This window comes from Saccharopolyspora sp. NPDC000359, assembly GCF_040300525.1.
Classification (GTDB): Bacteria; Actinomycetota; Actinomycetes; order Mycobacteriales; family Pseudonocardiaceae; genus Saccharopolyspora.
Genome location: NZ_JBEPDU010000031.1, coordinates 62,341 through 88,855, shown reverse-complemented (window position 1 = coordinate 88,855; position 26,515 = coordinate 62,341). Strand labels below are relative to the sequence as shown.

The following is a 26,515-nucleotide window of genomic DNA, read 5'->3' as shown; positions in this document are numbered from 1 at the left end:
GCCACCTGGCCACCGCCACCGACACCACCGGCACCCCCATCGGCGTCGTCGCGATGGAAGACCTCGTCGAGGAGTACGTCGGCACCGTCCGCGACGGCACGCACGTGCACTGATTCGGCAAGGCCATGCACGCACGGTGATCAAAGCGGGTAATTCCTCCGGACCCAGTCACCCGTTCGAGGCGGATGCGAGATGATCGGGGGGTGCCTCACCTCGCAGACACCGCCTCCGAACGCAGGTTGATCGGCGGTCGCTACCGCCTCGAAGGCACCATCGGCAACGGTGCGATGGGCTACGTCTGGGCCGGGACCGACGAGCTGCTGCACCGCTCCGTCGCGGTCAAGGAGCTCCGGCTGCCGCCCGGCCTGGTCGAGGAGCACGCAGCGGAGATGCGGGAGCGCGCGCTGCGCGAGGCGCGGGCGATGGCGGCGCTCAACCACCCGAACACGGTGCTGCTCTACGACGTCGCGCGCGAGGGCGACCAACCGTTCGTCGTGATGGAGCTGGTGCGCGGGCTGAGCCTGTCCCAGCTGCTCAACAAGCACGGTCCGCTGCCGCCAGCGAAGCTGGCCGTGATCGCCGACGGCGTCGCGGCGGCGCTGCAGGCCGCCCACGAGGTGGGCATCGTGCACCGCGACGTCAAGCCCGGCAACGTGCTGCTCGGCCCCGACCGCCAGGTCAAGCTCGCCGACTTCGGCATGTCCCGCAGCAGCGCGGAATCCACCCTCACCCGCTCCGGCGTGCTGGTCGGCACCCCCGCCTACCTGGCACCGGAGATCGCGGTGGGCGGCGAGCTCCGCGCGAGCTCGGACCTGTGGAGCTTCGGCACCATGCTGTTCGCCGCGGCCGAGGGGCGGCTGCCCTACGAGAGCGCCGGCGACCCGCTGATCACCATCAGCTCGATCGTGCACGGCCCGGTGCCCGCGCACCGGCAGACCGGGCCGATCGGTGAGGTGATCAGCGGGCTGATGGTCAAGGACCCGGCCCACCGGATGCCGCTGCTGGAGGTGCGCCAGCGGGTGCACGAGCTGGCCCGCCAGGCCGGGGCGCACCCGTTCGAGGACCACCTCCGCGACCTTGAACCGCCCCGCCCGTTCACCCCCACCGCCCCGCCGCCCAGCCAGCCCGCGGCGTCCGAGGAGCCCACGGCACCGGCTGCGAAGCGCTCCACCCCCCGGACAGCGGTCGTGCTCGGCGCGGCCGCTGTCCTCGCGGTCGGCGCCGCGACCGGCGGTTTCCTGCTCGGGCGCGCCGGTGAGCCGATCCCCGCGGGCGTTCCCAGCCGGGGAGTTCCGCAGCACGCGCCCGTCGCCGAGGGCCCCTTCGGCACGCTCGAGGCCGAGCGCGCGTCCTCCGGCACCCACGTGGGTGCGCTCGGTTTGGAGGACAGCGCGGCCGGGGCCATCCAGTTCGCCAGCGGGATGCGCAACGGGTCCTCGCTGACCTTCGACGACGTCGAGTTCGGCGGCACCACAGCGACCGAGGTCTCGGCCCGGCTGCGCCTGCTCGACGGCGGGGCCAAGGGCAAGATCGAGCTCCGCCTGGGCGGGCCGTCCGGTGAGCTGGTCGCCAAGATTCCGGTGTCGGCCAAGCGCGGGGAGGGCTGGAAGCCGGTGCCGGTGGAGCTGCTACGCCCGCTGACCGGGCGGCACACCGTGCACCTGGAAATCTTCACCGACACCGCCGGCCCCGTCCTGGACCTGGACTGGGTGCGGTTCCACCGCTGACCCCGACTACCCTGGACCGGCGATGACCGTGCTGTCCGAAGACCAGTGGCGGGCCCGGCAGGCCGCCCACCGCGACCGCGTCGCGCAGTGGACCCGGCCGCACCGCGAGCGCCAGCACGAGCACCGCAAGCACCCGGTGCTGGACTTCCTGTTCACCTACTACTCCTTCCGCCCGGCGCGGCTGGAGCGCTGGCAGCCCGGTGTGGGCGTGGCGCTGGCCGGTGGCGAGGAGTTCCTGGCCCGGCGCGGGTTCACCGCCACCCCGGACGGCGTGGCGCTGGACCCCGCCGCGTTCACCGAGAAGCGCCGCAGCACCGCGGAGTTCGTGCTGGGGCTGCTCAGCGCCACCGCCTCCCGCAAGGCCCGGCTGGGCTGCTTCGGGCTGCACGAGTGGGCCATGGTCTACCGCACGCAGCCCGCCGACATCCGCCACTCGGGCTGGCCGCTGCGGCTCGGGCACGCGGGCACCGACGAGGTCGTGGACTCGATGCGGGTCAACTGCACGCACTACGACGCGTTCCGGTTCTTCACCCCACCGGCCCGCCCCCTCAACGCGCTGCAGCCCGAGCGCACCGACCAGGTCCGCCTGGAGCAGCCCGGCTGCCTGCACGCGAACATGGATCTGTTCAAGTGGTGCTACAAGCTGGACCCGTTCGTGCCCGCCGAGCTGGTCGCGGACTGCTTCGAGCTGGCCGTGCGGGTGCGCGAGCTGGACATGCGCGCCAGCCCCTACGACCTGCGGGAGCTCGGCTACCAGCCGGTGCCGGTCGAGACCCCTGAAGGCCGCGCGGACTACGTGCGCAGGCAGCGCGAGTTCGCCGAGGAGGCGGCGGTGCTGCGGCAGCGGCTGATCGACACCTGCCGGAGGGTTCTCGCCTGGTCCCGCCAACCGGCGTGATCAAGCTTGGTCGTGGGCGGAGCGGGCGGCGAGGATGCGGTTGACGTTGCGCTCGGACCAGTCGGCGATCGCCGCCACCGGGTCGCGCAGCGAGTGGCCGAGGTCGGTGAGCTCGTAGACCACCTTGGGTGGGATCTCCGGGTGGGCCGTGCGGGTCACCAGGCCGTCGCGCTCCAACGCGCGCAGCGTCTGGGTCAGCACCTTCGGGGCGACGCCGCCGATGCCCGCGCGCAGCTGGGTGAAGCGCAGCGGGCCGTCGGCGAGCAGGGTCACCACCAGCACCGTCCACTTGTCGCCGATGCGGTCCAGCACCAGTCGCGTGGGGCAGTTCGGGTCGGTCAGGTTCCCCCGTTCGAACGCGCTGTCCTGCTCGGTAACCATGGGATACCTATAGCACAGCGGCGAACGGTCCTCCCGGGGCGAAGACCCGCCCGGCGAAGCGCTCGGCGATGCGCCGGTGGGTGGCGGCGTCGGGGTGCAGCGCGTCGGGCAGCGGGCGCTCGGCGAAGTCGGCTTCGCCGTAGAGCTCCAGGCCGTCCAGGTGGTGCAGGTTCGGGTCGTCGGCCGCGCGCTGCGCGGTGATGCGGGCCAGCTCCTCGCGGATCGCGGTGAGCGTCAGCTTCCCCGCCGCGCGTTCCGCCGGATCACCGGTGGCCCGGAACCGCACCCTGCCGTCCTCGAACACCGGGGCACCCGGGCCGGGGGTGTCCTCGTGGATCGGGCACAGGATCGGCGAGATCACCAGCAGCGGGGTGCTGGGGTGGCCGTCGCGGATGGTGTCGAGGAAGCCGTGCACGGCGGGGCCGAAGGCGCGCAGCCGCATCAGGTCGGCGTTGACCAGGTTGATGCCGATCTTGACGCTGATCAGGTCCGCCGGGGTGTCGCGCAGCGCGCGGGCGGTGAACGGGTCGAGCAGGGCGCTGCCGCCCAGCCCGAGGTTGACCAGCTCCACACCAGCGGTCGCGGCGGACAGCGCGGGCCACGTCGTGGTGGAGCTCTCGGCGTTGGAGCCGTGGCTGATCGAGCTGCCGTGGTGCAGCCACACCCGGCGACCGCGGTCCGGCACGGGCTCCACCGGGGCGTCGGTGCGCAGCTCGACCAGCTCGGTCTTCTCCCGGTACGGCAGCCAGATCTCGACGTCCTTGACCCCGGCGGCGAGCTCGGTGAACCGGACGGTGCCGACCGGCCCCGCTTCGGTGGACACCCCGCCAGTGGCCATGTCGATGGTCACGAGGTTGCCACCGGGCGCGGTGGCGCGGCCCGCGAGGCGGCCGTCGACGAGCAGGTCGTAGTCGTTGCCGGGCAGGGTCTGGGCCCCGCGGTAGACCGTCTTGGTGGGCAGCACGTCCAGTTCGACGGCGGTCGCCGCGGTCCGGAAGACCAGCCGAACCCCGGACGGCTGGGACTCCACCATGGACAGCTGCCCGTCGGCGCTCTGGGCGCGGGCCTTCGCCGGCAGGCGGTGCGGCAGCACACCACGCTCGGTGCGCTCCAGGTCGAGCGCGCCGCGCAGGATGCTCCCGGTGATCGGCGTGGTGATCCAGGTCGACGTGGGGTTGTCGTGCATGGGGTCAACCCTTCCAAACTGGACGTGCGGTTCGCACCTGGTTTACGCGGCGGTCCCGCGACGGGCCAGCACCGCGAAGACCAGCACCGCGGCGAGCGACAGGGCGCCCATGACCAGCCCCATCGGCAGGGCGGTGCCGGTGCCCGCCGAACCGACCAGCGGGGCCGCCAGTGCGCCGGCCGAGAACTGCATCACACCGAGCAGCGCCGAAGCGCTCCCGGCGGTCTCGGGGTGCCCGGACAGCGCCAGTGCCGTGGCGTTCGGCGAGATCATGCCGATGCTGGCCACCACCAGGAACAGGGCGGGCAGCAACCCGGCCAGCCCCGCGCCAGCGGCCGCCGACACCGCCACGGCGATCCCGCCGAGCGCGTTGCAGCCCAGGCCGATCGCCAGCAGGCGGCGTGGTCGCGCGCGCTCGACCAGGCGGGCGTTGAGCTGGCCGACGAGCACGATACCCAGCGCGTTGATCCCGAAGACCAGGCTGAACACCTGCGGCGACAGGCCGAAGACGTCCTGCAGCACGAACGACGAGCCCGAGATGTAGGCGAACATCGCCGCGAACGCCAGGGCGGCCGACAGCGAGTAGCCGACGAAGACGCGATCGCCGAGCAGGCCACGGAAGGTGCGCAGGGTCCCGCCGAGGTACCCGGCCCGCCGGTTCTGCTCGGGCAGCGTCTCGCGCACGCCCACCGCGGTGGCGACCAGCAGCACCGCACCGATCACGCCGAGCGCCAGGAACACCCCGCGCCACGAGGTCACCCGCAGCAGCTGCCCGCCGAGGAGCGGCGCGAGGATCGGCGCCAGGCCGTTGACCAGCATCAGCAGCGAGAAGAACCGGGCCATCTGCACACCGGAGTGCAGGTCACGCACCACCGCGCGCGCGATGACGATCCCGGCCGCACCGCCCAGGCCCTGCACCAGCCGCAGCCCGGCCAGCGCGTACGCGGACGGTGCGGCGGCGCACAGCAGCGAGGCCAGCGTGAACACCACCAGCCCGACCAGCAGCGGGCGCCGTCTGCCGAAGGTGTCCGAGAGCGGCCCGGCGACCAGCTGCCCCAGCGCGAGCCCGAGCGTGCACGCCGTCAGCGACAGCTGGACCTGCGGGGCCCCGGTGCCCAGCTCGGCGGCGATCTGCGGGAAGGCCGGGAGGTACATGTCGATGGCCAGCGGGCCGAAGGCGGACAACCCGCCCAGGATCAGCACGTACTTGGTCCGGCCCGCTGCAGACATCCCCCGCCTCGTTCGTTCGCCGCGCAAATGAGTCGAGAGCACGTTAACCGACTCGGCGCGGCGCGATGAGCTCGGTGGCCCGCCCAGACCGGGCGGCCGGGGGTCAGGGCAGCCGGGGGTCGATCACGGCCCTGATCCCGCCCTGGTTGGCCATCGCGGCCAGGGCCTTGGACGCCCCGCGCAGCCCCACCGGTTCGCTGAACAGGTCAGGCCAGGGGATCCGGTCGGCGAAGGCGCGGAAGAACTCCACCGCCCGGTGGTAGTCGGCGATGTCGCCGTTGACCGAGCCGCGCACGGTCAGCTCCTTGCCCATCACCTCGCCCAGCGGCACCAGGGTGGGCTTGGTGCCGGTCGAGCCGACCACGACGATCGTGCCCCGCTGGGCCGCCATCCCCACCGCCTCGGCCCCGACGGTGTCCGCCCCGGCGAAGTCGAACACGTAGTCCGCGCCGCGCCCGTCGGTGAGCTCGCGCACGGTCGCGATGCGGCTCACCGGTTTCCGGCTCAGCGGCACCGTCACGTCGGCGCCGAACCGGGAGGCGGCGGCCAGCCGGTGGTCGGGGCCACCGATGGTGATCACCTCCGCTGCTCCCGAGATCTTGGCGACCGCGGTGGCGAAGATCCCCAGCGCGCCCGCGCCCTGCACCACGACGGTCGAGCCGGGTCGGATGCCACCGGCGCGGTCGAAGGCGCGCAGCACGGTCTTGCCCGCGCAGCCGGACATCGCCGCCCAGGTGTCCGGGACCTCGTCGGGCAGCAGGAGCTTGGCCGCGCCCGGGGTCACGTAGCAGTACTGGGTCATGCCGCCGATCGCGTAGGGGCTCTGGTCGGCGCGCTGGCGGTAGCCGTAGCCGCGCTCGACGCACGTCACCGGTTCGCGCAGGACGTTGCAGCCGTAGCAGCGGCCGCACACCGACTCCGACCAGCCGATCCGCGCGCCCGGCTCGATCGGCCTCCCCAGTGCGTCCGATGTGGACTCCCCGACCGCGACGACCTCGCCGACCACCTCGTGGCCCAGGATCATCGGCAGCATGCCGGGGAAGGTCATCCGCCCCTGCCACAGGTGCACGTCGGTGCCGCACAGCGTGGTGCAGGTGATCCGCACCAGGGCCGCGCCGGGTTCGACCTCGGCGGGCAGCGGGACATCCTGCAGCGCCAGCGGTTGCACGTGCCCGGTGAGCACAGCGGCTGCGGTCGTGTTCGGGAGCACCATCGCCAACCCCTCCTCGCGGATCACCACGACCAACAGACTACGAGCGGAGACGAAAAAGTCCGGCTTTGGCAACAACTCGACAGCACAGGCCGGTGAGCCCCAGGTCGGCGGCGGCACCCGAAAGCCCCGGCACCCGAAAGCCCCAGCCGCGACGGCGGTTTGGTCAGTCCAGCACGTGGCGCAGGAAGCGGTCGACGTAGGCGCGGTGCTCCGGGACCAGCTGGCCGTCCGGGTACATCAGGCAGGTCACGTTCGCCCCGATGGACACCCCGACGACCTCGCCCGCCAGCGACGCCACCTCCGGCGCGTCCGGGCTCTCCCCCCTCCCCCTGGCCGCGGCGATCCGCTCCGCCAGCTGCGCGCGCCAAGTGCCGAGAAACTTCCGGTAGAGCTCGGCCAACTCCTCGTTGGCCACCGCGTGTTCCCAGAGGACCAGCAGGATGCGAGCCGAGTCGATCCGGTACTGGTCCAGGGGCAGGGCCGCCTCGACGTAGTGGCGCAGGGCTTCCAGCGGGTCCGCGGGGGCCGGGCCCTGCGCGCGGATGCGCTCGTTCATCTCGGCCAGAACGCTCTGGAAGGTCGCCGCGATGATGTCGTCCTTGCTCGGGAAGTAGCGCTTCAGGGCACCGTTGGCGTAGCCCGCCGCCGCGACGATGCTGCGCATGGTCGCGGCCTCGAAGCCACCCTCGATGATGAGCTGCTTGGCGACCTCGACGATCTCCCGACGTCGCTGGTCGTGATCGATGATCTTCGGCATGGCCTCTACGTTGTGCTCGACTCGTCCCGGTTGCGCAGCCGGAGCCACGCCCGCCCGCGCTCGGCCTGCCGGGCCGGATCGGCGACCGGAGCGGCGAGCAGCAGGCGCTGCGTGTGCGGGTGCGCCGGACTGCGCGTGATCGTCCCCTTCGCCCCCGACTCGACGATCCGCCCACCGTACATCACCGAAACCCGGTGGCAGAGGCAGTGCACCACACCCGGGTCGGGCGAGGCGCTCCCCCGGCACCCGCAGCCACCCGGGGCGCTCGACCGATGCCGGTCCACCGGGAGCCCCTGCCATCGAGCGCACCGCGCAGCGGGCGCACGCTGACCCGGGCGCCCGGGCCACGACTCGTCCAGATGGAGCACAACCCCCTCACGTCTGTCCGCTTAGGACAAAGAGCCGGACTGTCCCACAACGGCTACCAGCCGGAGTCCCCCGACGTGCTGGGAGGCGGAATCCTCGCGGACACCACCACTCCCGGTCGCATCCGCGTCCAGCACCACCGCCCCGGCACTTGCCGAAGTGGGTAGGCTGGCGCAATTCGAACAGAACATCGGCGCCCCGACCTGCCGGAGCACGTCGGCGCCGAAGAACTGCGCGCGCCGGTCGAGCCGTTCTGGGCCGACCGCGACGCCGTCGACCCGGAGGGTTCCAGATGTCCCACACCCCAGTGCCTTACGACCCCGAGGTGGCCACCGCCCTGGAGGCCCTCAACACCGACCTGCCCGAGTACACCCCGGAAGCGCTCGTGGCGCTGCGGGACGTCGTGGCGTACCCGTCGGCGGCCGAGGTCATCGGGGACCGCCCGGTCGACGTCGCCGAGCACACCGCCCCCGGTCCGGACGGCGGCCCGGACGTCGCGCTGACCGTGCTGAGCCCGCGCGGCCTGGAGCAGCCGGCTCCCGCGCTGTACAACATCCACGGCGGTGGCATGGTGCTCGGCTCCCGGGACACGGACAACCCGCGGCTCGTCGACCTGGTGCTGGAACTCGGCGTCGTCGCCGTCAACGTCGAGTACCGCCTGGCGCCCGAGCACCCCCACCCGGCCCCGGTGGAGGACTGCTACGCGGGCCTGGTGTGGACCGCCGAGCACGCGGCGGAACTCGGCATCGACCCGGCGCGGATCGTGGTGGTGGGCGGCAGCGCGGGCGGTGGCCTGACGGCGGGCGTGGCGCTGCTGGCGCGGGACCGGCGCGGTCCGGCCCTGGCCGGGCAGATGCTGCTGTGCCCGATGCTCGACGACACCAACACGACGGTGTCCAGCCAGCAGTACCAGGGGTTCGGCCCGTGGCCCCGGGAAGCCAACCTCGCCGGGTGGTCGGCGCTGCTCGGCGACGCCACCGACGTCTCCCCCTACGCCGCACCCAGCCGGGCCACCGACCTGTCCAACCTGCCGCACGCGTTCGTCGAGGTCGGCAGCGCCGAGGTGTTCCGCGACGAGGACGTCGACTACGCCCGGCGGATCTGGGCCACCGGCGGCAGCGCCGAACTGCATGTCCTGAGCGGCGGTTGCCACGGCTTCGACACGCTCGCCCCGGACGCGGAGATCACCCGGGCCGCGCAGGCCGCGCGGCTGTCCTGGCTGCACCGGGTGCTCGACATCCCGACGAAGTGAAGGCCGGCCGCGTGCTTTCCCGAGGGGGAATGCGGGAAGCACGCGGCCAGCACCGGCCATCGTACCTGCCGACCGGGCGCACGCGGCTTTTCGCTTGGTGCGGCGGCGGATTCCGGCTGCTCGCAGGTCAGCGGCGCTGGTGGACCAGGCGACCGGCGAACCAGGTCTGCTCGACGACCGTGCGGGCCACTTCGGTCACCGGGCCGTCGAACGGGTTGCGGTCGACGATGACGAAGTCCGCCGACTTGCCCGGCGCGAGCGAGCCGGTCACCTCCGCCAACCCCATCGCCCGCGCACCGTTGAGGGTGAACACCTCGATCGCCTCGGCCAGCGACAGCGCCTGCTCCGGCCACAGCGAACCGGTGTGCGCCCCGCTGGGGTCCTGCCTGGTCACCAGGCCCTGGATGCCCTCCCATGCGTTCGGCGAGGTGCTCACCGGCCAGTCCGAACCGCCCGCCACCAGCGCCCCGGAGTCCAGCAGCGCCCGGTTGGGCTGCATCCGCCCGGCCAGCTCCGGCGGCCGCACCTCGGCGATGGCCGCCGGGATCACGCCGGGAAACCACAGGAACGGCGAGATGTCGGCGCTGACGTCCAGCTCCGCGAAGCGCGGCACGTCCTGCGGGTGCACGAACTGCCCGTGCGCGACCTGGAACCGGCTCGCCCGGTGACCGTCCGCGCGGACCTCGGCCACCGCGTCCAGCGTCGCGCGCACCGAGGCATCTCCCGTGCAGTGGACCTTCGCGGACAGCCCGGCCTCGGCGACCGCCCGCAGCCACCCGGCGAGCTCCTCCGACGGCATGCTCAGCTCGCCGCAGTGATGCGCGCCGTGCACGTGGTCGGGCAGGTAGGGGTCGAGGAACGCGGCGGTGCGGGTCGGCGGCACCCCGTCGAGGAAGATCTTGACGAAGTCCGGCCGGTGGTGCCTGCTGCGGTACCGCTCCCCCTCGGCGACCAGCTCCGCGCCGATCGGGGCGGCCCCGAAGATCGGGTCGTTGACCAGCATCGAGCTGACCACCCACGCGGCCAGCTCACCGGCGTCGTCCAGGTCCTTCAACGCCCGCATGACCTCCCGCGACGCACCGGCGTCCTGGAACGCGGTGATGCCGTAGGAGTGCAGGATCCGCACCGCCCGCAGCGAGGCCTGGCGGTGTTGCTCGGCGGTCGGCGCGGCGGCGTCGTGGACCGCCCGGGTCGCGGCGATCCCGGCGCGTTCCAGCAGCAGCCCGGTCGGGCGCCCGGTGTCCGGGTCCCGCACGATCGAGCCGCCGTCCGGGTCCGCGGTGTGCGCGCCGATCCCCGCCAACCGCAGGGCCCGCGAGTTCGCCCACCGGTTGTGGTGGCTGTCGTCCGACAGCAGCACCGGCCTGCCGCCGGACGCCTCGTCCAACGCCCGCAGCGCCGCATCCCGGGACAGCTCGCCGATCAGGTGCGAACCCCACGAACCGCCGACCACCCACTCGTCCGGCCCCGACTCCCCCGCCCGCTCGGCGACGGCCGCGAGCACCCCCGGCAGGTCCGCGGCGGGGTCGACGGACAGCTCGAAGAGGTCGGCCATCCCGGCCAGCGCATGGTGGTTGTGCACGTCGACCAGCCCCGGCATCACGAACGCGCCACCGAGGTCAACCACCTCGGTGCCAGCACCGCGGTGCCGGGCCACCTCGTCGCGGTCGCCGACCACCAGCACCGTCCCCCCGGCGATCGCCAGGTCCGACGCCCACGGACGCCCGGAGTCCACTGTGCACACGGTGGCACCGGTCAGGATCAGGTCAGCGGTGTCCATGGCAGCTCCTCAGCGCGCGGGGCGGGACTCGGCCGGGTTCGCGGTGGTCGACAGTCGGCGAGTTCGCCGGTCGGCTGGTGACGTCACCAAGCGCCATCGATCCGTCCTCGGCGGCACCCGGCGCGGAACGTGCTCGACGATCCCGCTCGGCGCCTGGTGCTGTCTTGTCCCGGGCTGCACCATCCTTGTCGCTGCGTGCACGCACCCCGGTCGATCGCCCCCACCGCCAGGCCTGCGCCCCGCCGGACGCACATAAGTCCTGTTTGGACCCCGTGGGCCACAGTTTCAATTGAAACTGTAACCGCACGGCGTGTCGGGTGCTCCGTGACGTCCACGGGAACCGCGGGGACGACGGGAGGAGTCAGCGTAGGTCGGTGGGTGGGTGGCCGTACTCGGCGCGGAACACCCGGGTGAAGTGGGCGTGACTGGCGAAGCCCCATCGGTGCGCGATGTCGGCGATGGTGCGGTGCCGGGACGCGGGGTCGGCCAGCTCGCGCCGAGCCCGGGCCAGCCGCCGCCGCAGCACGTACCGGGCCGGGGTGTCGCCTTCGGCGGCGAACAACCGGCCCAGGTGCCGCGTGGACATGCCGACCGCGGCGGCCACCCGGTCCGGGCTCAGCTCGTGGTCGCCGAGGTGGCGGTCGATGTAGTCCTTGGCCGCGAACAGTGGGGCCGCGCCGCCCCTGGCCAACGTCCGCAGCAGGTCCAGCACGGTCTCGTCCGCCCCCGCGGCCACCGCCTCCGGGCGGGCCGCCACCTCCTCCAGCAGGGTGCGCAGCGCGCGCAACGGCGCGCTGTCGGCGCTGAACCGCACCGGGCTGGGCACCCCGCCGAACAGCTCGCGCGGGATGTCCACCAGCAGCTGCCGCATCGGCGCGGCGAAGCCGAACAGGTAGGACCGGCGGGTGTCGTACATGACCAGCTCACCCGCGCCGAGGGTCAGGCAGCCCTGGCCGTGGTAGAACACGGCCTCCCCGGACAGCACCAGGCTGGCGAAGATCGAATCCTTGGGCAGCGCGCGGCATGCCGCCGAGGTCCGCTCGATGACGTGCTCGTTGCCCGCGATGTCGGCCATCCGGAGCGCGCCGAGCCGCACGTTGGCCTGCGTGGCCAGCAACCCCTGCTCGGCGTACGGCGAGCAGGTCAACCCCACCAGAGCCCGGCGGTTGTACTCCTCCCACGCGGCGACCCGGTCCGCCGGGTCCACGTGGGCGGTGGACACTCGCGAGATCAGCGAGACAGCCTGGGTCATCACGGCCTCCTGCCGGCGCGCCCCGTTGCGGGGGCAGGGTAACCCCGCGCCGCGGCGCGCCTCAAGCGGCCAGGTAACCGCCGTCCACCGGCACCACGGCGCCGGTGACGTAGCGGGCGGCCGGTGAGCAGAGGAACTCGACCACCGACGCGACCTCGGCGGGAGCACCGAACCGCCCCATCGGGATCCGCGCCAGCACCGCGGCGGACGCCACCGGGTCGTCCAGCACACCCCGCGCCAGCGGGGTGACCACGAAACCCGGTGCCACGCAGTTGACCCGCACGCCCAGCGGCGCGTACTCGACCGCCAGCGAGCGGGCCAGCTGGCTGACACCACCCTTGCTCGCGCTGTAGGCGGGCCGATCGGCGCTGCCGGTGAAGGCGAACATCGACGACACCGCCACCACGGAACCACCCGACGCGGCCAACCGGTCGCGAGCGGCCGAGCACGCGGTGAGCACCGAGGTCAGGTTCACCGCGAGCACCCGCTCCCACACCTGCGGCTGGTGCTCCCGACGGTCGCCGCTGATCCCGGCGCAGGTGACCAGGTGCTCGACCACGTCGACCCCGTCGACCAGCGCGGTCAGGGCAGCCCGGTTCGTGACGTCCTGCAACGCCACCGAGATCCGCTCGTGCACGGGCAGCTGCTCCGGATCGGCGGGCGGGAGCCCGATCGCCAGGACGTCCACGCCGCGCTCGGCGAACCGCAGCGCGGTGGCCGCCCCGATGCCCGACGTCCCACCGGTGATCACCACCGTCACGGCCGCACCACCACCTTCACCTCGCCCGCACCAGCGCGCAGGCCCCGCTCCACCACCTCGTCCAGCGCCACCTCGGAGGTGACGATCCGGGAGAAGTCCACGCCCTCCGAGGCCAGCCGGACCAGCTCCGGGAAGGTGTCCCGGTACCCGACCGCGGCGATGATCGACTGCTCCCGGTTGACCAGCCCGAAGGCGTCGAAGTCCAACCGCCCGCCGAGCCCGACGAGCACCACGCGCCCACCCACCCGCGTCGCCGCGAGGCAGGTGTCCAACGTGGACTGGATGCCGACCACCTCGAACGCCACGTCCACCTCGGGAACATCGCGCCCAGTACCGGTTGCCCCCAGCTCGCCCGCCAACTCGCACCGCGCGGCGTCCGGGTCCACCCCGTGGACCTGGTCGATGCCCAGCTGCCGCGCGAGCAGCACGATCAGCAGCCCGATCGGCCCCAACCCCACCACGGCGATCGACTCCCCCGGGCGCACCCCCGATCGGCGCAGCGCGTGCAACGCGACCGATGCGGGTTCGAAGACCACTGCCTGGTCGAAGGGAACACCGTCGGGCAGCACGTGCGCCATGTAGGCCGGGATGGTGGCGTGCTCGGCGAGCCCGCCGTGCCCCATCAAGCCCGCGAACCCGAAGTGCGCGCAGATGTTGTACTCCCCCGCCCGGCACCGGGCGCAGCGCCCGCAGCGGTAGTGCGGCTCGACGGCCACCCGGTCACCCGCGGACAGCCCGCGCACACCCGACCCGACCGCGGTGATGGTCCCGCAGAACTCGTGCCCGAGCACCAGCGGCGCGACCACCCCGGACTCCGGGTGCGGCCGCGCCACCGGGATGGCGTGCGGCCCGTCGACGAACTCGTGCCGGTCGCTCCCGCAGATCCCGCAGCAGGCGACCCGCAACTGCACTTCACCCGGACCAGGCTCCCGGACCGGCACATCGCAGATCCGCACGTCCCCAGCACCGTGGTACACCGCTGCCCGCATAACACCGCCTCTCCGCAATTCTCAGTGGTAGTCGCGTTTTCGACTGCTAGTTCCGTTGCCCGGGGTTGCGCCGCCCCTGAGGTGCAGTGCGGCAGGAGGTGGGACAGGCTGCGCCTCCGGGGGGTCCTTCCGCGAACCCAGTGGAGATCGGATGTGCGATGCCATCGAGATCGCAATGCCAGTGGGGACTTCCGCTCGGTCGGAGGGCGGGAGGGCCACTCGTCACGTCCTCGCCTCCGTGCGTGTTCGACGGGCCAGCGGCGCGGTTTCCCGGAGACCGAAGGCCAGGAGGGTGACCACTGCGGCGCCGCCCACGGCTATGAGCATGGCCGCCTGGAGGCCCCACGCGTCGGAGGCCCAGCCCGCCAGCACCGGGGCGAGGAAGCCGCCGCAGAGCTCGCCCACCCCCATCACCAGGCCCAGTGCCGTGGCCAGCGCCCGGGTGGGGACCGTTTCGGCGGGGATCGTCGCCATGAACAAGGTGAAGCAGCCGAGGCCGGTGTAGGTGAGCACCACGACCGCGCCGAGCAGGAGCGGGTGCGCGACCAGGACCACGGCCAGTGGGCAGAGCGCCGCGACCGCGGTGAAGGCGATCATCGTGCGGCGCCTGCCGATTTGGTCCGAGATCGCCGGCACGGCGAAGCCCCACAGCACCCAGGCGACGCCGAAGCAGGCCATCACCGCGCTCATCGTGGTGGGCGGGTACCCCTTCACCGCCGCCAGGTACGTCGGGGCGAAGGTGATGATCACGACGAACCAGGTGAGGTAGCAGGCCGCGATCGCCATGCACAGCACGATGTTGCGCTGCCGCAGCAGCTGCCCGACCGGCACCTTCGGCCCCGCCTCGGCGGCCGCCTCCACCCGTCCGCCCGGCGGGACCTCCCGCACCGAGCGGGCCACCCATGCCGCCAGCAGCAGGCCCGGCACGATCGTCAGCAGGAACGCCGCCCGCCAACCGACGTGCTCGGCGGCCTGCACCACGACGATCGGCGAGACGATCCCGCCGAGCAGCCCCGCCGAGGAACCCTGCACCAAGCCCATGTTCAGGCCGCGCCGGTGCGGCTGGGACGCCTCGATCATCAGCGACTGGGCCATCGGCAGCACCGCGCCCTCGGCCAGCCCCATCAGCGCCCTGGCCACCAGGAGCCCGGTGAACCCGGTCATCAGCCCGGAGGCCGCCGAGCACACCGAGAAGCCCAGGATCGCCGCGACCAGCAGCGGTTTGCGCCGACCGATCCGGTCCGAGACGGTGCCCACGACCATCCCGGACAGCGCCCAGGTCAGCGCCAGCACCCCGGACAACGCGCCGAGCTGGGTGTTCGACAGCGGGAAGTCCGCGCGGATCATCGGCGCGAGGAACGACAGCGCCTGCCGGTCGAAGAAGACGAAGCCGAACGACAGGAACAGGATCAGCAGCAGCCGGTTCTGGTAGCGGGCCGGGTTCACGGTGGCACCCCGCTCATCGGAACAGCGCGTTGACGTAGTCCGCGCCGATGCCGACCGCGTCGTAGTGCTCGCGGCACAGCTCGATGTAGTCGTGCACGTCGAAGTAGCCGGTGGTCTCGCCGTTCTCGTCCAGCCAGATCAGCGGGCCCTTGACGATGAACATCGCCTTCATCGGCTCCTCGCTCTCGTAGGCCACCAGGGTGTGGCCCTCCCCCGGCGCCTCGTAGACGAAGTCGCCCGCCGAGGCGGTCCACGGCCGCTCCAGGTACCCCCACTTGCCGGAGATGGTGTAGGCGAACACCTCGTGCGGGTGGTAGTGCCGGTTGACCAGCCCGGCCGACTTGGCCCGCAGGATGTCCGACCAGGAGTTGTCCTTGACGTTGATCCACAGCGGGCGGGACCCGACGGTGTCGGAGAACGGCGCGTAGTAGCGGTCGTCGTCGGTGGCCACCTGGGACAGGTAGACCTCGGGCTGCGCGTCCGGCTTGAAGGAGTTCTGGATCGGCTTGAGGTCCTTCCAGAACTCCGTGGTGGGCTGCTCGGGCATCTCGGCCGCCTTTCGCGAGTCGGTACCAGGTGCTGGCATCCAAACCCGCCGAGGACCCCCGGGTCTTCCCACTGCCGGACCTGTCCTTGCCCGTCCCGGACACGCCTGCGGGATGCGGCTACGTCAGGGCGCGTAGCCGGAGTTCAGCTCGGGAACGGATGAGCGGGCGCCACCGATCGGCCACGCTGCGAGGAGCTTCACCGACGAGGGAGAACTCGCATGATGACCACTGCAGCGCGTCCGGGCCGTCGGCTCAGCGGCCGCGGCCGCAAGGCGCTCCTGACCGCGCACCTGCTCGCCGCGGCGGCCTGGTTCGGCATCGACCTCGCCCTCGGCACCCTGGTCGTCACGGCGCTGGTCACCGACTCCCCGCAGACCGCGGGCGCCGCGCTGCAGGCCGTCGGGATCTTCGCCGTCTGGCCGATGTTCGGCGCCAGCCTGGTGTGCCTGGCCTCCGGTGCGGTGCTCGGCCTGGGCACCAAGTACGGGCTGCTCCGCTACTGGTGGGTAGTGGTCAAGTTGGCCATCAACGTGCTCTTCTCGGTGCTGATCGTGGTGGCCCTGCGACCGGGGCTCAACCAGGCCGCCGACCTCGGTGCCCGGCTCGCCGCCGGGGACACCTCCACCGCGGTGCCGCTGAACCTGCTGGGCCCGGTGAGCGTCGCGCCGACGCTGCTGCTCACCGCCTACCTGCTCTCGGTGTTCAAGCCCTGGGGGCGGCTCTCCGGCCGCCGCTCCACGCCGAGCAGCTCCCCGGTGCCCGAAGCGGCGGTGCCGAAGTAGTCCGCGCCCGGACGCACGAACGCCCCGGGCGCGGTGCCCGGGGCGTTCGTCGAGTCCTTCGGCTCAGTCGCGCACGGCCAGCGCCAGCTCGCCGTTGTCGTCCCGCTCGGCGTCGAGCGTCTTGTCCCCGAGCAGGGTGGCGACCTGCGGTTCGAGGAACACGCGGACACCGGACGTCTCGATCACCTCGTCGCCCTCCTGGGGCGCCTCGGCGATCGCCGCCTGCAGTCCGTCCCCGGCAGGTGCGATGCGCAACCCGGAACCTTCTTGAGAGTCACCACCGACGAGGACGAGCTTGATGACCTCGGCGGCGCTCTCACTGATGGTGAGCATGGTGCTCAACTCCTTCTCGGAGCCGGTCAGGTGAAGGGGCCACCGTGTCATCCGTCCGGCCCAGAACGCAAACCGGGGCGCGCGGGCGTGTCGCCCCACCGCGAGGGGACGACGATTTCACCGCGGCACCGAACCCTCCCCCCGGGTGACGGCCGACTCCTCGACCGTCACCCAGATGAAGCTCAGGACTGGTAGGCGTCCAGGGGCGGGCAGGAGCACACCAGGTTGCGGTCGCCGCGGGCGCCGTCGATGCGGCGGACCGGCGGCCACACCTTCGGCGCCGCGGTGCCCAGCGGGTAGGCCGCCTCCTCGCGGGAGTAGGCGTGGTCCCAGTCCTGGGCCAGGGAGGCAGCCGTGTGCGGGGCGCCGACCAGCGGGTTGTCCTCGGCGGGCCACTGCCCGGCGACCACCTTGTCGATCTCCGCGCGGATCGCGATCATGGCCTCGCAGAAGCGGTCCAGCTCGGCCAGGTTCTCGCTCTCGGTCGGCTCCACCATCAGCGTCCCGGCCACCGGGAACGACATGGTCGGCGCGTGGATGCCGTAGTCGGCCAGCCGCTTGGCCACGTCGTCGACGGTGATGCCGCTGGTCTTGCTGATCTGGCGCAGGTCCAGGATGCACTCGTGGGCGACGAACCCACCCTTGCCGGTGTAGAGCACCGGGAAGTAGTTGTTCAGCCGCCGGGCGACGTAGTTGGCCGCCGCGACCGCGGTCAGCGTCGCCCGGCGCAGCCCGTCGGCGCCCATCATCCGCACGTAGGCCCACGAGATCGGCAGGATCGAGGCGCTGCCCCACGGGGCCGCACTGATCGGGCCCACCCCGGTGTCCGGACCGGCCGCGGGCTGCAGCGGGTGGTTCGGCAGGAACGGCGCCAGGTGCTCGCGCACTCCGATCGGCCCGACGCCCGGGCCACCGCCGCCGTGCGGGATGCAGAACGTCTTGTGCAGGTTCAGGTGCGAGACGTCGGAGCCGAACTTGCCCATCCGGGCCAGGCCGATCAGCGCGTTGAGGTTCGCGCCGTCGACGTAGACCTGCCCGCCCGCGTCGTGCACGAGACCGCACACCTCCCGCACGGTGTCCTCGTAGACGCCGTGCGTGGACGGGTAGGTGATCATGATCGCGGCGAGGTCGTCGGCGTGCTCGGCGACCAGCTCGCGCAGGTGCTCCAGCTGGATGTTGCCCTGCTCGTCGCAACGCACCACGATCACGCGCATCCCGGCCATCACCGCGCTGGCGGCGTTGGTGCCGTGCGCGCTCGCCGGGATCAGGCACACGTCGCGGTCGGTCTCACCACGGCTGCGGTGGTAGGCGCGGATGGCCAGCAGGCCGGCGAACTCGCCCTGGCTGCCGGCGTTGGGCTGCAGACTCACCGCGTCGTAGCCGGTGACCTCGGCCAACCAGGTCTCCAGGTCCCCGACCAGCGACAGCAGCCCCTCAGCGTCCTGGGCGGGCGCGAACGGGTGCAGCGACCCGAACTCCGGCCAGGTGATCGGCTCCATCTCGGCGGTCGCGTTGAGCTTCATGGTGCACGACCCCAGCGGGATCATGCTGCGGTCCAGCGCGATGTCCTTGTCCGACAGCTGCCGCAGGTAGCGCAGCAGCGAGGTCTCCGAGTGGTGGGTGTGGAACACCGGGTGCGCCAGGTACTCGGAGGTGCGCCGCAGCGCGGTCGGCAGCGCGTCGGGGGTCTGCGCGTCCAGCTCGTCGACGTCCAGGCCCTCGACGCCGAAGGCCTGCCACACGGTGGCCAGGTGGGCGCGGGTGGTGGTCTCGTCGCAGCTGACGCCCACGTGGTCGGCGTCGACGCGGCGCAGGTTGATGCCGCCGCGGCGCGCGGCGGCCACGACCTCGTCGGCCCGGCCCGGCACCTTCGCCACGATCGTGTCGAAGAACTCCTGGTGCAGCACCTCGACGCCGCCGCGCCGCAGCTGCTCGGCCAGCACAGCCGCCATCCGGTGCGCGCGGGTCGCGATCGCCCGCAGCCCGGCCGGGCCGTGGTACACCGCGTACATCGACGCCACCACCGCCAGCAGCACCTGCGCGGTGCAGATGTTGCTGGTGGCCTTCTCGCGGCGGATGTGCTGCTCGCGGGTCTGCAGCGCGAGCCGGTAGGCCTTGTTGCCGTCGGCGTCGACGCTCACCCCGACCAGCCGACCGGGCAGCTGCCGCTCCAGGCCCTTGGCCACCGCCATGAACCCGGCGTGCGGGCCACCGAAGCCCATCGGCACGCCGAAGCGCTGGGTGTTGCCCACGACCACGTCCGCGCCGATCTCACCGGGCGCGCGCAGCAGCGTCAGCGCGAGCAGGTCGGCCGCGACCACGACCTTCGCCCCGCGCTCGTGCGCCTCGGCGATGAGCGCCTCGTGGTCGCGCACCGCACCCGAGGCACCCGGGTAGGACAGCAGCGCGCCGAAGAACTCGCCCTCGGGCAGGCCCTGCGACAGGTCGGCGACGACGACCTCGATGCCCAGCGGCTCGGCGCGGGTCTGGATGACCGCGGTGCTCTGCGGGAGGGTGTCGGCGTCCACCAGGAACCGCGGCGACTTGGACTTCCCGGCCCGGCGCACCAGCGTCATGCCCTCGGCCGCGGCGGTCGCCTCGTCCAGCATCGACGCGTTGGCCACCTGCATCCCGGCCAGGTCGGCCACCATCGTCTGGAAGTTCAGCAGCGCCTCCAGGCGGCCCTGCGAGATCTCCGGCTGGTACGGCGTGTAGGCGGTGTACCAGGCCGGGTTCTCCAGCACGTTGCGCAGGATGACCGGCGGGGTCGTGGTGCCGTAGTAGCCGAGCCCGATCATCTCGGTGTGCGGGTGGCAGCGGCGCGCGAGCTTGCGCAGCTCGGCCAGCGCCGCCGCTTCGGTGGCCGGTTCCGGCAGCGCCAGCCGCAGGTCGTCCTCGCGAATGGCGTCCGGCACCGCGCTGCGGCCCAGCTCCTCCAACGAGCCCACGCCGATCACGTCGAGCATGTGGGCCAGTTCCGCCGGGGCCGGGCCGACGTGCCGGTCGGCGAACGGCGTGCCGTGCTCCAGAGCTGCCAGGGGAATGCGGTCGTCGGTCATCGCCAAACCTCAATCATCGCGGCGAACAGGGGTGGCAGTGCAGCGGCGGCTGCGCTTGCTCTCCCCCTCTGTCACTGTCCGCGAAGCGAACGCCTGAGAGCTTCACCCGGGGTCCGGGCTTGCACCGTCGGCGGGGTGGCACCACACCAGTGGTACCCCCTCTTTCCAGAGGTATCTCGCCCGCGCGGTCCAGGTGGCCTGAGAGGTTGTCGGGGAGGGTTGCTCCTTCGGCGCCGACCACGGCTGGGCGCCGGGCCGGACTCTCCCGCACGGGGTCGGCGATGGGTGGCAGCCTACCCGATCAGACCACCCCCGCGAACCGCTGATGCGAGGTGCGGCACACTGCCGCAACCACCGACCGACCGGTCAGCCGGTCTCGGCCTGCCGGTCCCGGCGGCGCCGGGACAGCTCGTCCTCGGCCTGCACCACCTCACCGCCGTCGGCCCGCTCGGCCGGGAACTCGTGGATGGTGCCGCTGATCTCGCGCATCGCACCGCTGACGGCGATGCCGAACACCCCCTGGCCGCCCTGCAGCAGGTCGACCACCTCCTCGGCAGAGGTGCACTCGTAGACCGTCGTCCCGTCGCTGAACAGCGTCAACCGGGCCAGGTCCTGCACGCCGCGGTTGCGCAGGTGCTCGACCGCGACCCGGATGTTGTGCAGCGACACCCCAGTGTCCAGCAGCCGCTTGACCACCTTGAGCACCAGGATGTCCTTGAACGAGTACAGCCGCTGCGAACCGGAACCGGCCGCCCCGCGGATCGACGGGCCGACCAGCTTGGTGCGCGCCCAGTAGTCCAGCTGGCGGTAGGTGATGCCAGCGATCTGGCAGGCGGCCGGTCCCCGGTAGCCGACCAGCTCGTCCGGCAGCGAGGCGTCTGGGAACAGACCACCCTGCTCCGCGGCAGCATCCCCGTTGGACGCTTCCTCGACCACGCCTGCCTCCCCTCGTCCGGCTTGTCGCCGACGACGATCACCAGCGCCCGAATCGGTTCGATCAGGGCCGCGAACACCCCGCCGACCGCGGTCGGCAGCACCGCCGCACCGGCAGTTCACCCGCTGAATCACACCGGGGCGATTTCGCGCAACTCGACGGTATGCCTGCCTCGCGGGGAGGTCAACGCGACGCGCGGGCGCCGGACGACCCGGCCCCCGCCTGCAGGCGCAAGCGGGGGCCGGGATTGCTCCAACCGGGTCGCGGACCGCTACGTGTCCGCGCCGCGGAAGTCCTCGGGCGAGACGGAGTCGAGGAACTCGCGGAACTTCTCCACCTCGTCCTCCTGCTCGTCGGGGATGACCAACCCGGCCTCGTCCAGCACCGACTCGTCGGCGTGAATCGGCACCCCGATGCGCAGGGCCAGCGCCACCGAGTCGCTCGGCCGCGCCGAGACCCGCACATCCCCGTCGAACACCAGCTCGGCGAAGAAGGTGCCCTCCTGCAGATCGGTGATCCGCACCTGCTCCAGGTCGCGCCCCAGGGCGCCGATGACGTCCTTGAGCAGGTCGTGGGTCAGGGGTCGCTGCGGCCGCACGCCCTGCTGCTCGAGCGCGATGGCCGTCGCCTCGACCGAGCCGATCCAGATCGGCAGGTAACGCTCGCCGTGCGCCTCGCGCAACAGCAGGATCGGCTGGTTGGCTGGTAGTTCCACTCGCACGCCGACGACGCGCATCTCGCTGCTCATCGTCACATCGCCTCCTCCAGCGCGCCGAAGCGTGACATCCCTGTCGAGGATCGCGCACCGACGCCTCCGACGCTACCCGCGATACGGCGGCCACGCCCATCCCTTCGGCGGCCTCACGACCACCGCTGCCACAGCTCCAACATCGGGGCACCTGCCCGAACCACTGGGCTCGAACCGCTGGCTGAGCTCGTCATCGAGCATTACCAGCACGATACACCGCCGACCGCCCTCGCGGACCGCCGGAAACGAAGCCGCTGCAACCGCAAAAACCGGTTGCGGCGTCGAGAAATTCCCCCACCGCGGATGCCACCGACCCCGGTCGCGCAAGTCCCGCGACGCGCCAGCGGGGCGACGCCGCTTCGGCGCCGCCCCGCTGGCGGGTCGGAAGTCGAATCCGGGGCTCAGCGCCCGCCGTCGATCGGCCCGGTCAGGAACACCAACCGGAACTTGCCGATCTGCACCTCGTCGCCGTTGGCCAGCACCGAGGTGTCCACCGGCTCGCGGTTGACGTAGGTGCCGTTGAGGCTGCCGACGTCGACGACCACGAAGTCGTTGCCCTCCCGCCGGAACTCGGCGTGCCGCCGGGAAACCGTGACGTCGTCGAGGAAGATGTCGCTGTCCGGGTGCCGCCCCGCGCTGGTGGTCTCCCGGTCCAGCAGGAACCGCGAACCCGCGTTGGGACCGCGCTTGACCACCAGCAGGGCCGACCCCGCGGGCAGCGCGTCGACCCCGGACGCGGTGGCGGGCTCCGGGGCCGGGCTCTCGGTGCTTTCCTGCTCCGAGAGGAAGGGCCTGAAGACCGAGGTGGTCTCCGGTGACTGCTCCGGCGGAACCTCGCCGAAGCCGCTGTTCTGGCTCACCTGAGCTCTCCTCCACGCGGATAGATCGTGCCAAGTATGTGCCCAACGTACCGTGCCTGGGCAGGCCTGGGACGCGGGACTCCCGACATTCTCCCCGGCGACCCCGACAGATCGACGATCATGCCTGGTCGATCAGCTTCTGGTAGCCCTCGACGTCGAGCAGACCGGCCAGCTGGTCCGGATCGGCGAGCTTGATCTCGACCATCCAGCCGCCCTCCAGCGGCTCCGAATTGACCAGCTCGGGCTCGTCCTCGAGCCCCTCGTTGCGGGCGGTCACCTCGCCGGTGACGGGCGCGTAGATGTCCGACACGCTCTTGGTCGACTCCACCTCGCCCATCGCCTCACCCGAGGCGACCTGCTTCCCCACCTCGGGCAGCTGCACGAACACCACGTCGCCGAGCTGCTGCTGGGCGTACTCGGTGATCCCGATGCGCACGGTGTCCCCACCGGTGCGCTGGACCCACTCGTGCTCCTGGGTGTACTTGATGTCCTCCGGGGCCGCCACGTGGTCCCGCCTTCCTGGTCCGCTCCTGCTGTTCGGGTCACCGGCCGCGCTGGTTGGCGTGATCGGCTCGGCGAGCGTATGCACCGCGCAGCGCCGCCCGCAAGGCGACCCCCCGGGCGTGCGGGCGGAATGGGCCGTTCGGCCCGAACGCAGGTTGCGGGAGAACGCGGATCAAGGCCTCAGGCGGGTCTGGTGCGGGAGCGGGCCTGGTGCACCGCCGCCACCACCTGCCCCAGGTAGAGGATCCCGGCCCACAGGTACAGCGCGCCGCCCCAGCAGGTGAACGCGTAGGCGATCGGGCGCACCACGTCGGACAGCGGGAAGTCCTCCTGCACCAGCAGCAACAGCGGGAACGCGTACATCAGGCAGAACGTCGCGGCCTTGCCGAGGTAGTGCACCTCCGGCGGTTCGTAGCCGTGCCAGCGCAGCACCGGCAGGCACAACGTCAGCACCACGTCCCGCAGCACCAGCGCGGCGGCCACCCACCAGGGCACCACGTCGCGCAGCACGAAGGCCACCAGGGTGGCGATGATGTAGAGCCGGTCGGCAGCCGGGTCGAGCAGCTCGCCCAGGCGGCTGTACTGGTTGAGCCAGCGGGCGAGCTTGCCGTCGAGCCAGTCGGTGAGGCCGCTGACCACCAGCACCAGCAGTGCGAGCAGATCGGCCTTCGGGCCGAGCAACAACCACAGGAACAGCGGCACCCCGGCCAGCCGGAGCACGCTGAGCAGGTTCGGCAGTGTCCACCATGGATCGGCCCACACCCCGGCGGCGGCCTCGCGGATCCGGGCTATGCCGGGGTCCGGACGGCGCTCCGGCGGGTGACCGGGGTTGCCCCCGCCTCCGCTCGTGGTGTTCTCCGTGGTGCGCTCGGCGTCCTGCACCACGAGCCTCCCCTGAATGGTTGTGCGTGCTACCCCAGATGCACTGCTGCGCATCCCCTCGGGGTCAGGATCTCACATTCGGCGCACAACACACCTGGCGGCCGGGCTCCCCCGCGAGTCGAGTCGATCGGGCGAGGTGCGCGGTGGGAGCCGGCGACCGCTGGGGCTAGGCGGGGGTGCGGCTCCACCCGCGGCGGCGGAGCTCGGCGTCGGTGAGGAACCGGGCGCGCCCGCGGTCGTCGACGCCGGCCCAGCGGGCTCCGGCGGAGCCCTCGAGCACGTAGGAGTGGCCACCGCTCCACACCACGCTGCAGGGCGCGGTGGGGAGTTCGGCCGACGTGGTCGTGCGCGGTTCGACCTGGGTGGTGGATGCCTCGGCGGACCGGGCCGGTTCCGTGCTCATCGTTGCAGCACCTCCGTTTTCTGATCCTGTTGTCGGCGCGGAGCGCCCGTTTGTTAGCCCGATCTCAGACTCGAGGTCGATTGTGATCGCACGTGCACGTTGCGTCGCGTCGAAGCCGTCGCGGAGCGCCCAGCGGACACGTTCCGTCGCCGAGTTGCGACCGGCGATCTGCCGGGCGCTGAGCCCGGGCGAACTCGGGCGCGCCGCTCGCCCCTTCCCGGTGCGGTGGAAGGCGTTCTGGTCGCGGGGCGTGATGACCCTGGCGCGGTGCGTGGTTGTGCGGTAGGACGGCAGGCAACTGGCGCGGATGCGGGAGGTAGTTGGTCATGGGTGCCTATGCCGAGGCCCACCGGCGGAGCTTGACCGACCGGGAGGGCTTCTGGCTCGACGCGGCGGCGGCGATCGAGTGGGTGCGCGAGCCCTCACGCGCCCTGGACGACGCCGCCGACCCGTTCTTCCGCTGGTTCCCCGACGGGGAGCTCAACACCTGCTTCAACGCGCTGGACCGGCACGTCCGCGACGGCCGCGGCGAGCAGCCCGCGCTGATCTGGGACTCGGCGATGACCGGCCAGGTGCTCCGCCGGACCTACCGGGAGCTGCTGGACGAGGTGGCGCTGTTCGCCGGGGCGCTGCGGGCGCAGGGGGTGGCGCGCGGCGACCGCGTCGTGCTGTACCTGCCGATGATCCCCGAGGCAGTGGTGGCGATGCTGGCCTGCGCGCGCATCGGCGCGGTGCACTCGGTGGTCTTCGGCGGCTTCGCCCCGAAGGAGCTGGCCGCCCGCATCGAGGACGCCCGGCCGACGGTGGTCGTCGCGGCGTCCTGCGGGTTGGAGCCGAACCGGGTGGTCGAGTACAAGCCGATCGTCGACGAGGCGCTGCGGCTGACCGAGCACCAGCCGAAGCGGGTCGTGGTGCTCCAGCGCGAGCAGGCCCGCGCCGAGCTCGGCGAGCGGGACGTGGACTGGCACGACGCGCTGGCGCAGGCCGAGCCCGCCGAGTGCGTCCCGGTCGCGGCGACCGATCCGCTGTACGTGCTCTACACCTCCGGGACCACGGGGCGGCCGAAGGGCGTAGTGCGCGACAACGGTGGGCACGCGGTGGCGCTGCGCTGGTCGATGGCCAACATCTACGACATCGGACCGGGCGAGGTCTTCTGGACCGCCTCCGACGTCGGCTGGGTGGTCGGCCACTCCTACATCGTCTACGCGCCGCTGCTGGCCGGGGCGACGACGGTGGTCTACGAGGGCAAGCCGGTGGGCACGCCGGACGCGGGCGCGTTCTGGCGGGTCATCGCCGAGCACCGGGTCAAGGCGCTGTTCACCGCGCCCACCGCGTTCCGGGCGATCAAGCGGGCGGACCCGGACGCGGCACTGCTGGCCGACCACGACATCTCGAGCCTGCGGACGCTGTTCCTGGCCGGGGAGCGGTTGGACCCGGAGACCTACCACTGGGCGTCGGGCAAGCTGGGCGTGCCGGTGATCGACCACTGGTGGCAGACCGAGACGGGCTGGCCGATCTGCGCCAACCTGCGCGGGCTGGAGCCGATGCCGGTCAAGCCGGGGTCGCCGACGGTGCCGGTGCCCGGTTACGACGTGGTGGCACTGGACCAGGCGGGCAACCCGCAGCCGCCGGGGACCGACGGCGCGATCTGCATCCGGCTGCCGCTGCCGCCGGGCACGCTGCCCACGCTGTGGGGCGATGACGATCGGTTCCGCGAGTCGTACCTGTCGCGCTACCCCGGCTACTACCTGACGGGCGACAACGGCTACGTCGACGCCGACGGGTACGTGTTCGTGATGGGCCGCACCGACGACGTGATCAACGTCGCCGGGCACCGGTTGTCCACCGGCTCGATGGAGGCGGTGCTGGCGGCGCACCCCGCGGTCGCCGAGTGCGCCGTGATCGGGGTCCGCGACGCGCTGAAGGGGCAGGTGCCGCGCGGCCTGGTGGTGCTCAAGTCCGGTGTGGACGTCGATCCGGAGGCGCTGCGCGCGGAGCTGGTCGCGGCGGTGCGCGAGCAGATCGGGCCGGTGGCGGCGTTCCGCGAGGTCGCGATCGTCGACGGGTTGCCCAAGACGCGCTCGGGAAAGATCCTGCGCAAGTCGATGCGCGAGATCGCCGACAGCGGCGACACCAAGGTGCCCTCGACGATCGAGGACCCGGCGGTGCTCGACCGGCTCCGCCCCGCGCTGCGCGACCAGTCCTGACCGGGCGGGGCGTCAGCC

Annotated in this window: 25 protein-coding genes and 1 riboswitch; of the genes, 5 read left to right on the top strand and 20 right to left on the bottom strand. The window is 72.3% G+C overall.

Annotated elements, in window-relative coordinates; genetic code table 11:
• Window positions 1-203 precede the first annotated feature (203 nt).
• Window positions 204-1,727: a protein kinase domain-containing protein gene (locus tag ABT324_RS20465; protein WP_351179682.1), complete on the top strand. Its 1,524-nt coding sequence runs from the start codon at window positions 204-206 to the stop codon at window positions 1,725-1,727.
• 22 nt (window positions 1,728-1,749) lie between these two features.
• A complete protein-coding gene (locus ABT324_RS20460) occupies window positions 1,750-2,625 on the top strand; it encodes a 3-methyladenine DNA glycosylase (protein WP_351179679.1) in 876 nt (291 codons plus the stop codon).
• On the opposite strand, the gene ABT324_RS20455 is transcribed toward ABT324_RS20460, so the two are convergent.
• The 6 genes from ABT324_RS20455 to ABT324_RS20430 form a co-directional block, all read right to left on the bottom strand.
• A complete protein-coding gene (locus ABT324_RS20455) occupies window positions 2,626-3,006 on the bottom strand; it encodes a winged helix-turn-helix transcriptional regulator (RefSeq protein WP_351179676.1) in 381 nt (126 codons plus the stop codon).
• A 7-nt stretch (window positions 3,007-3,013) separates the two neighbouring features.
• Window positions 3,014-4,192 (bottom strand): GDSL-type esterase/lipase family protein, encoded by a 1,179-nt coding sequence (locus ABT324_RS20450; RefSeq protein ID WP_351179673.1) that lies wholly within the window; start codon window positions 4,190-4,192, stop codon window positions 3,014-3,016.
• 42 nt (window positions 4,193-4,234) lie between these two features.
• Window positions 4,235-5,422: a Bcr/CflA family multidrug efflux MFS transporter gene (locus tag ABT324_RS20445; protein WP_351179670.1), complete on the bottom strand. Its 1,188-nt coding sequence runs from the start codon at window positions 5,420-5,422 to the stop codon at window positions 4,235-4,237.
• A 103-nt stretch (window positions 5,423-5,525) separates the two neighbouring features.
• Entirely contained in the window at window positions 5,526-6,635 is a 1,110-nt protein-coding gene (locus ABT324_RS20440; RefSeq protein WP_351179695.1) for a zinc-binding dehydrogenase, read from the bottom strand.
• A gap of 163 nt (window positions 6,636-6,798) precedes the next feature.
• Complete coding sequence (locus ABT324_RS20435) at window positions 6,799-7,392, bottom strand: TetR/AcrR family transcriptional regulator (RefSeq protein ID WP_351179667.1); 594 nt, start codon at window positions 7,390-7,392, stop codon at window positions 6,799-6,801.
• Between the two features lie 5 nt (window positions 7,393-7,397).
• Window positions 7,398-7,574 carry a hypothetical protein gene (locus ABT324_RS20430; RefSeq protein WP_351179664.1) on the bottom strand — a complete coding sequence of 59 codons (177 nt, stop codon included), beginning with the start codon at window positions 7,572-7,574 and terminating at the stop codon, window positions 7,398-7,400.
• A 476-nt stretch (window positions 7,575-8,050) separates the two neighbouring features.
• On the opposite strand from ABT324_RS20430, the gene ABT324_RS20425 reads away from it, so the two are divergent.
• A complete protein-coding gene (locus tag ABT324_RS20425; RefSeq protein ID WP_351179661.1) occupies window positions 8,051-9,010 on the top strand; it encodes an alpha/beta hydrolase in 960 nt (319 codons plus the stop codon).
• Between the two features lie 127 nt (window positions 9,011-9,137).
• Here ABT324_RS20425 and ABT324_RS20420 read toward each other — a convergent pair whose 3' ends face one another.
• The 6 genes from ABT324_RS20420 to ABT324_RS20395 form a co-directional block, all read right to left on the bottom strand.
• Window positions 9,138-10,790, bottom strand: a complete 1,653-nt coding sequence (locus ABT324_RS20420) for an amidohydrolase (protein ID WP_351179658.1) — start codon at window positions 10,788-10,790, stop codon at window positions 9,138-9,140.
• Window positions 10,791-11,151: 361 nt separating this feature from the next.
• Entirely contained in the window at window positions 11,152-12,042 is an 891-nt protein-coding gene (locus ABT324_RS20415) for a helix-turn-helix domain-containing protein (protein ID WP_351179655.1), read from the bottom strand.
• 61 nt (window positions 12,043-12,103) lie between these two features.
• The gene (locus ABT324_RS20410) at window positions 12,104-12,802 is read right to left on the bottom strand and encodes an SDR family NAD(P)-dependent oxidoreductase (protein WP_351179652.1); all 699 of its coding nucleotides are present in this window, start codon (window positions 12,800-12,802) and stop codon (window positions 12,104-12,106) included.
• Entirely contained in the window at window positions 12,799-13,791 is a 993-nt protein-coding gene (locus ABT324_RS20405) for an alcohol dehydrogenase catalytic domain-containing protein (RefSeq protein WP_351179648.1), read from the bottom strand. The genes ABT324_RS20410 and ABT324_RS20405 overlap by 4 nt, the downstream gene beginning before the upstream one ends.
• Before the next feature lie 222 nt (window positions 13,792-14,013).
• Window positions 14,014-15,237, bottom strand: a complete 1,224-nt coding sequence (locus ABT324_RS20400) for an MFS transporter (protein WP_351179645.1) — start codon at window positions 15,235-15,237, stop codon at window positions 14,014-14,016.
• A 13-nt stretch (window positions 15,238-15,250) separates the two neighbouring features.
• Window positions 15,251-15,784 carry a 2,4'-dihydroxyacetophenone dioxygenase family protein gene (locus ABT324_RS20395; protein WP_351179642.1) on the bottom strand — a complete coding sequence of 178 codons (534 nt, stop codon included), beginning with the start codon at window positions 15,782-15,784 and terminating at the stop codon, window positions 15,251-15,253.
• A 219-nt stretch (window positions 15,785-16,003) separates the two neighbouring features.
• Here ABT324_RS20395 and ABT324_RS20390 point away from each other — a divergent pair, with 219 nt between their 5' ends.
• The gene (locus tag ABT324_RS20390; protein ID WP_351179639.1) at window positions 16,004-16,567 is read left to right on the top strand and encodes a hypothetical protein; all 564 of its coding nucleotides are present in this window, start codon (window positions 16,004-16,006) and stop codon (window positions 16,565-16,567) included.
• Between the two features lie 63 nt (window positions 16,568-16,630).
• Here the strand turns inward: ABT324_RS20390 and ABT324_RS20385 are convergent, their stop codons facing one another.
• The 8 genes from ABT324_RS20385 to ABT324_RS20350 form a co-directional block, all read right to left on the bottom strand.
• A complete protein-coding gene (locus ABT324_RS20385; RefSeq protein WP_351179636.1) occupies window positions 16,631-16,900 on the bottom strand; it encodes a HesB/YadR/YfhF-family protein in 270 nt (89 codons plus the stop codon).
• Between the two features lie 182 nt (window positions 16,901-17,082).
• Window positions 17,083-19,959 carry an aminomethyl-transferring glycine dehydrogenase gene (gene gcvP, locus ABT324_RS20380; RefSeq protein WP_351179633.1) on the bottom strand — a complete coding sequence of 959 codons (2,877 nt, stop codon included), beginning with the start codon at window positions 19,957-19,959 and terminating at the stop codon, window positions 17,083-17,085.
• 175 nt (window positions 19,960-20,134) lie between these two features.
• A riboswitch (glycine riboswitch) is annotated at window positions 20,135-20,237 on the bottom strand.
• Between the two features lie 88 nt (window positions 20,238-20,325).
• Window positions 20,326-20,895: a MerR family transcriptional regulator gene (locus ABT324_RS20375; protein WP_351179630.1), complete on the bottom strand. Its 570-nt coding sequence runs from the start codon at window positions 20,893-20,895 to the stop codon at window positions 20,326-20,328.
• A 269-nt stretch (window positions 20,896-21,164) separates the two neighbouring features.
• A complete protein-coding gene (locus ABT324_RS20370; RefSeq protein WP_351179627.1) occupies window positions 21,165-21,641 on the bottom strand; it encodes a bifunctional nuclease family protein in 477 nt (158 codons plus the stop codon).
• Window positions 21,642-22,042: 401 nt separating this feature from the next.
• A complete protein-coding gene (garA, locus tag ABT324_RS20365; protein ID WP_351179624.1) occupies window positions 22,043-22,501 on the bottom strand; it encodes a glycogen accumulation regulator GarA in 459 nt (152 codons plus the stop codon).
• A gap of 118 nt (window positions 22,502-22,619) precedes the next feature.
• On the bottom strand, window positions 22,620-23,006 hold the full coding sequence (gene gcvH / locus ABT324_RS20360) for a glycine cleavage system protein GcvH (RefSeq protein WP_351179621.1): 387 nt from the start codon (window positions 23,004-23,006) through the stop codon (window positions 22,620-22,622).
• Between the two features lie 179 nt (window positions 23,007-23,185).
• Window positions 23,186-23,890 (bottom strand): cardiolipin synthase ClsA, encoded by a 705-nt coding sequence (gene clsA, locus ABT324_RS20355; protein WP_351179618.1) that lies wholly within the window; start codon window positions 23,888-23,890, stop codon window positions 23,186-23,188.
• A 163-nt stretch (window positions 23,891-24,053) separates the two neighbouring features.
• A complete protein-coding gene (locus tag ABT324_RS20350) occupies window positions 24,054-24,290 on the bottom strand; it encodes a hypothetical protein (RefSeq protein WP_351179615.1) in 237 nt (78 codons plus the stop codon).
• A 326-nt stretch (window positions 24,291-24,616) separates the two neighbouring features.
• Here ABT324_RS20350 and ABT324_RS20345 point away from each other — a divergent pair, with 326 nt between their 5' ends.
• Window positions 24,617-26,497 carry a propionyl-CoA synthetase gene (locus ABT324_RS20345; protein WP_351179612.1) on the top strand — a complete coding sequence of 627 codons (1,881 nt, stop codon included), beginning with the start codon at window positions 24,617-24,619 and terminating at the stop codon, window positions 26,495-26,497.
• The last annotated feature ends 18 nt before the right edge of the window (window positions 26,498-26,515 follow it).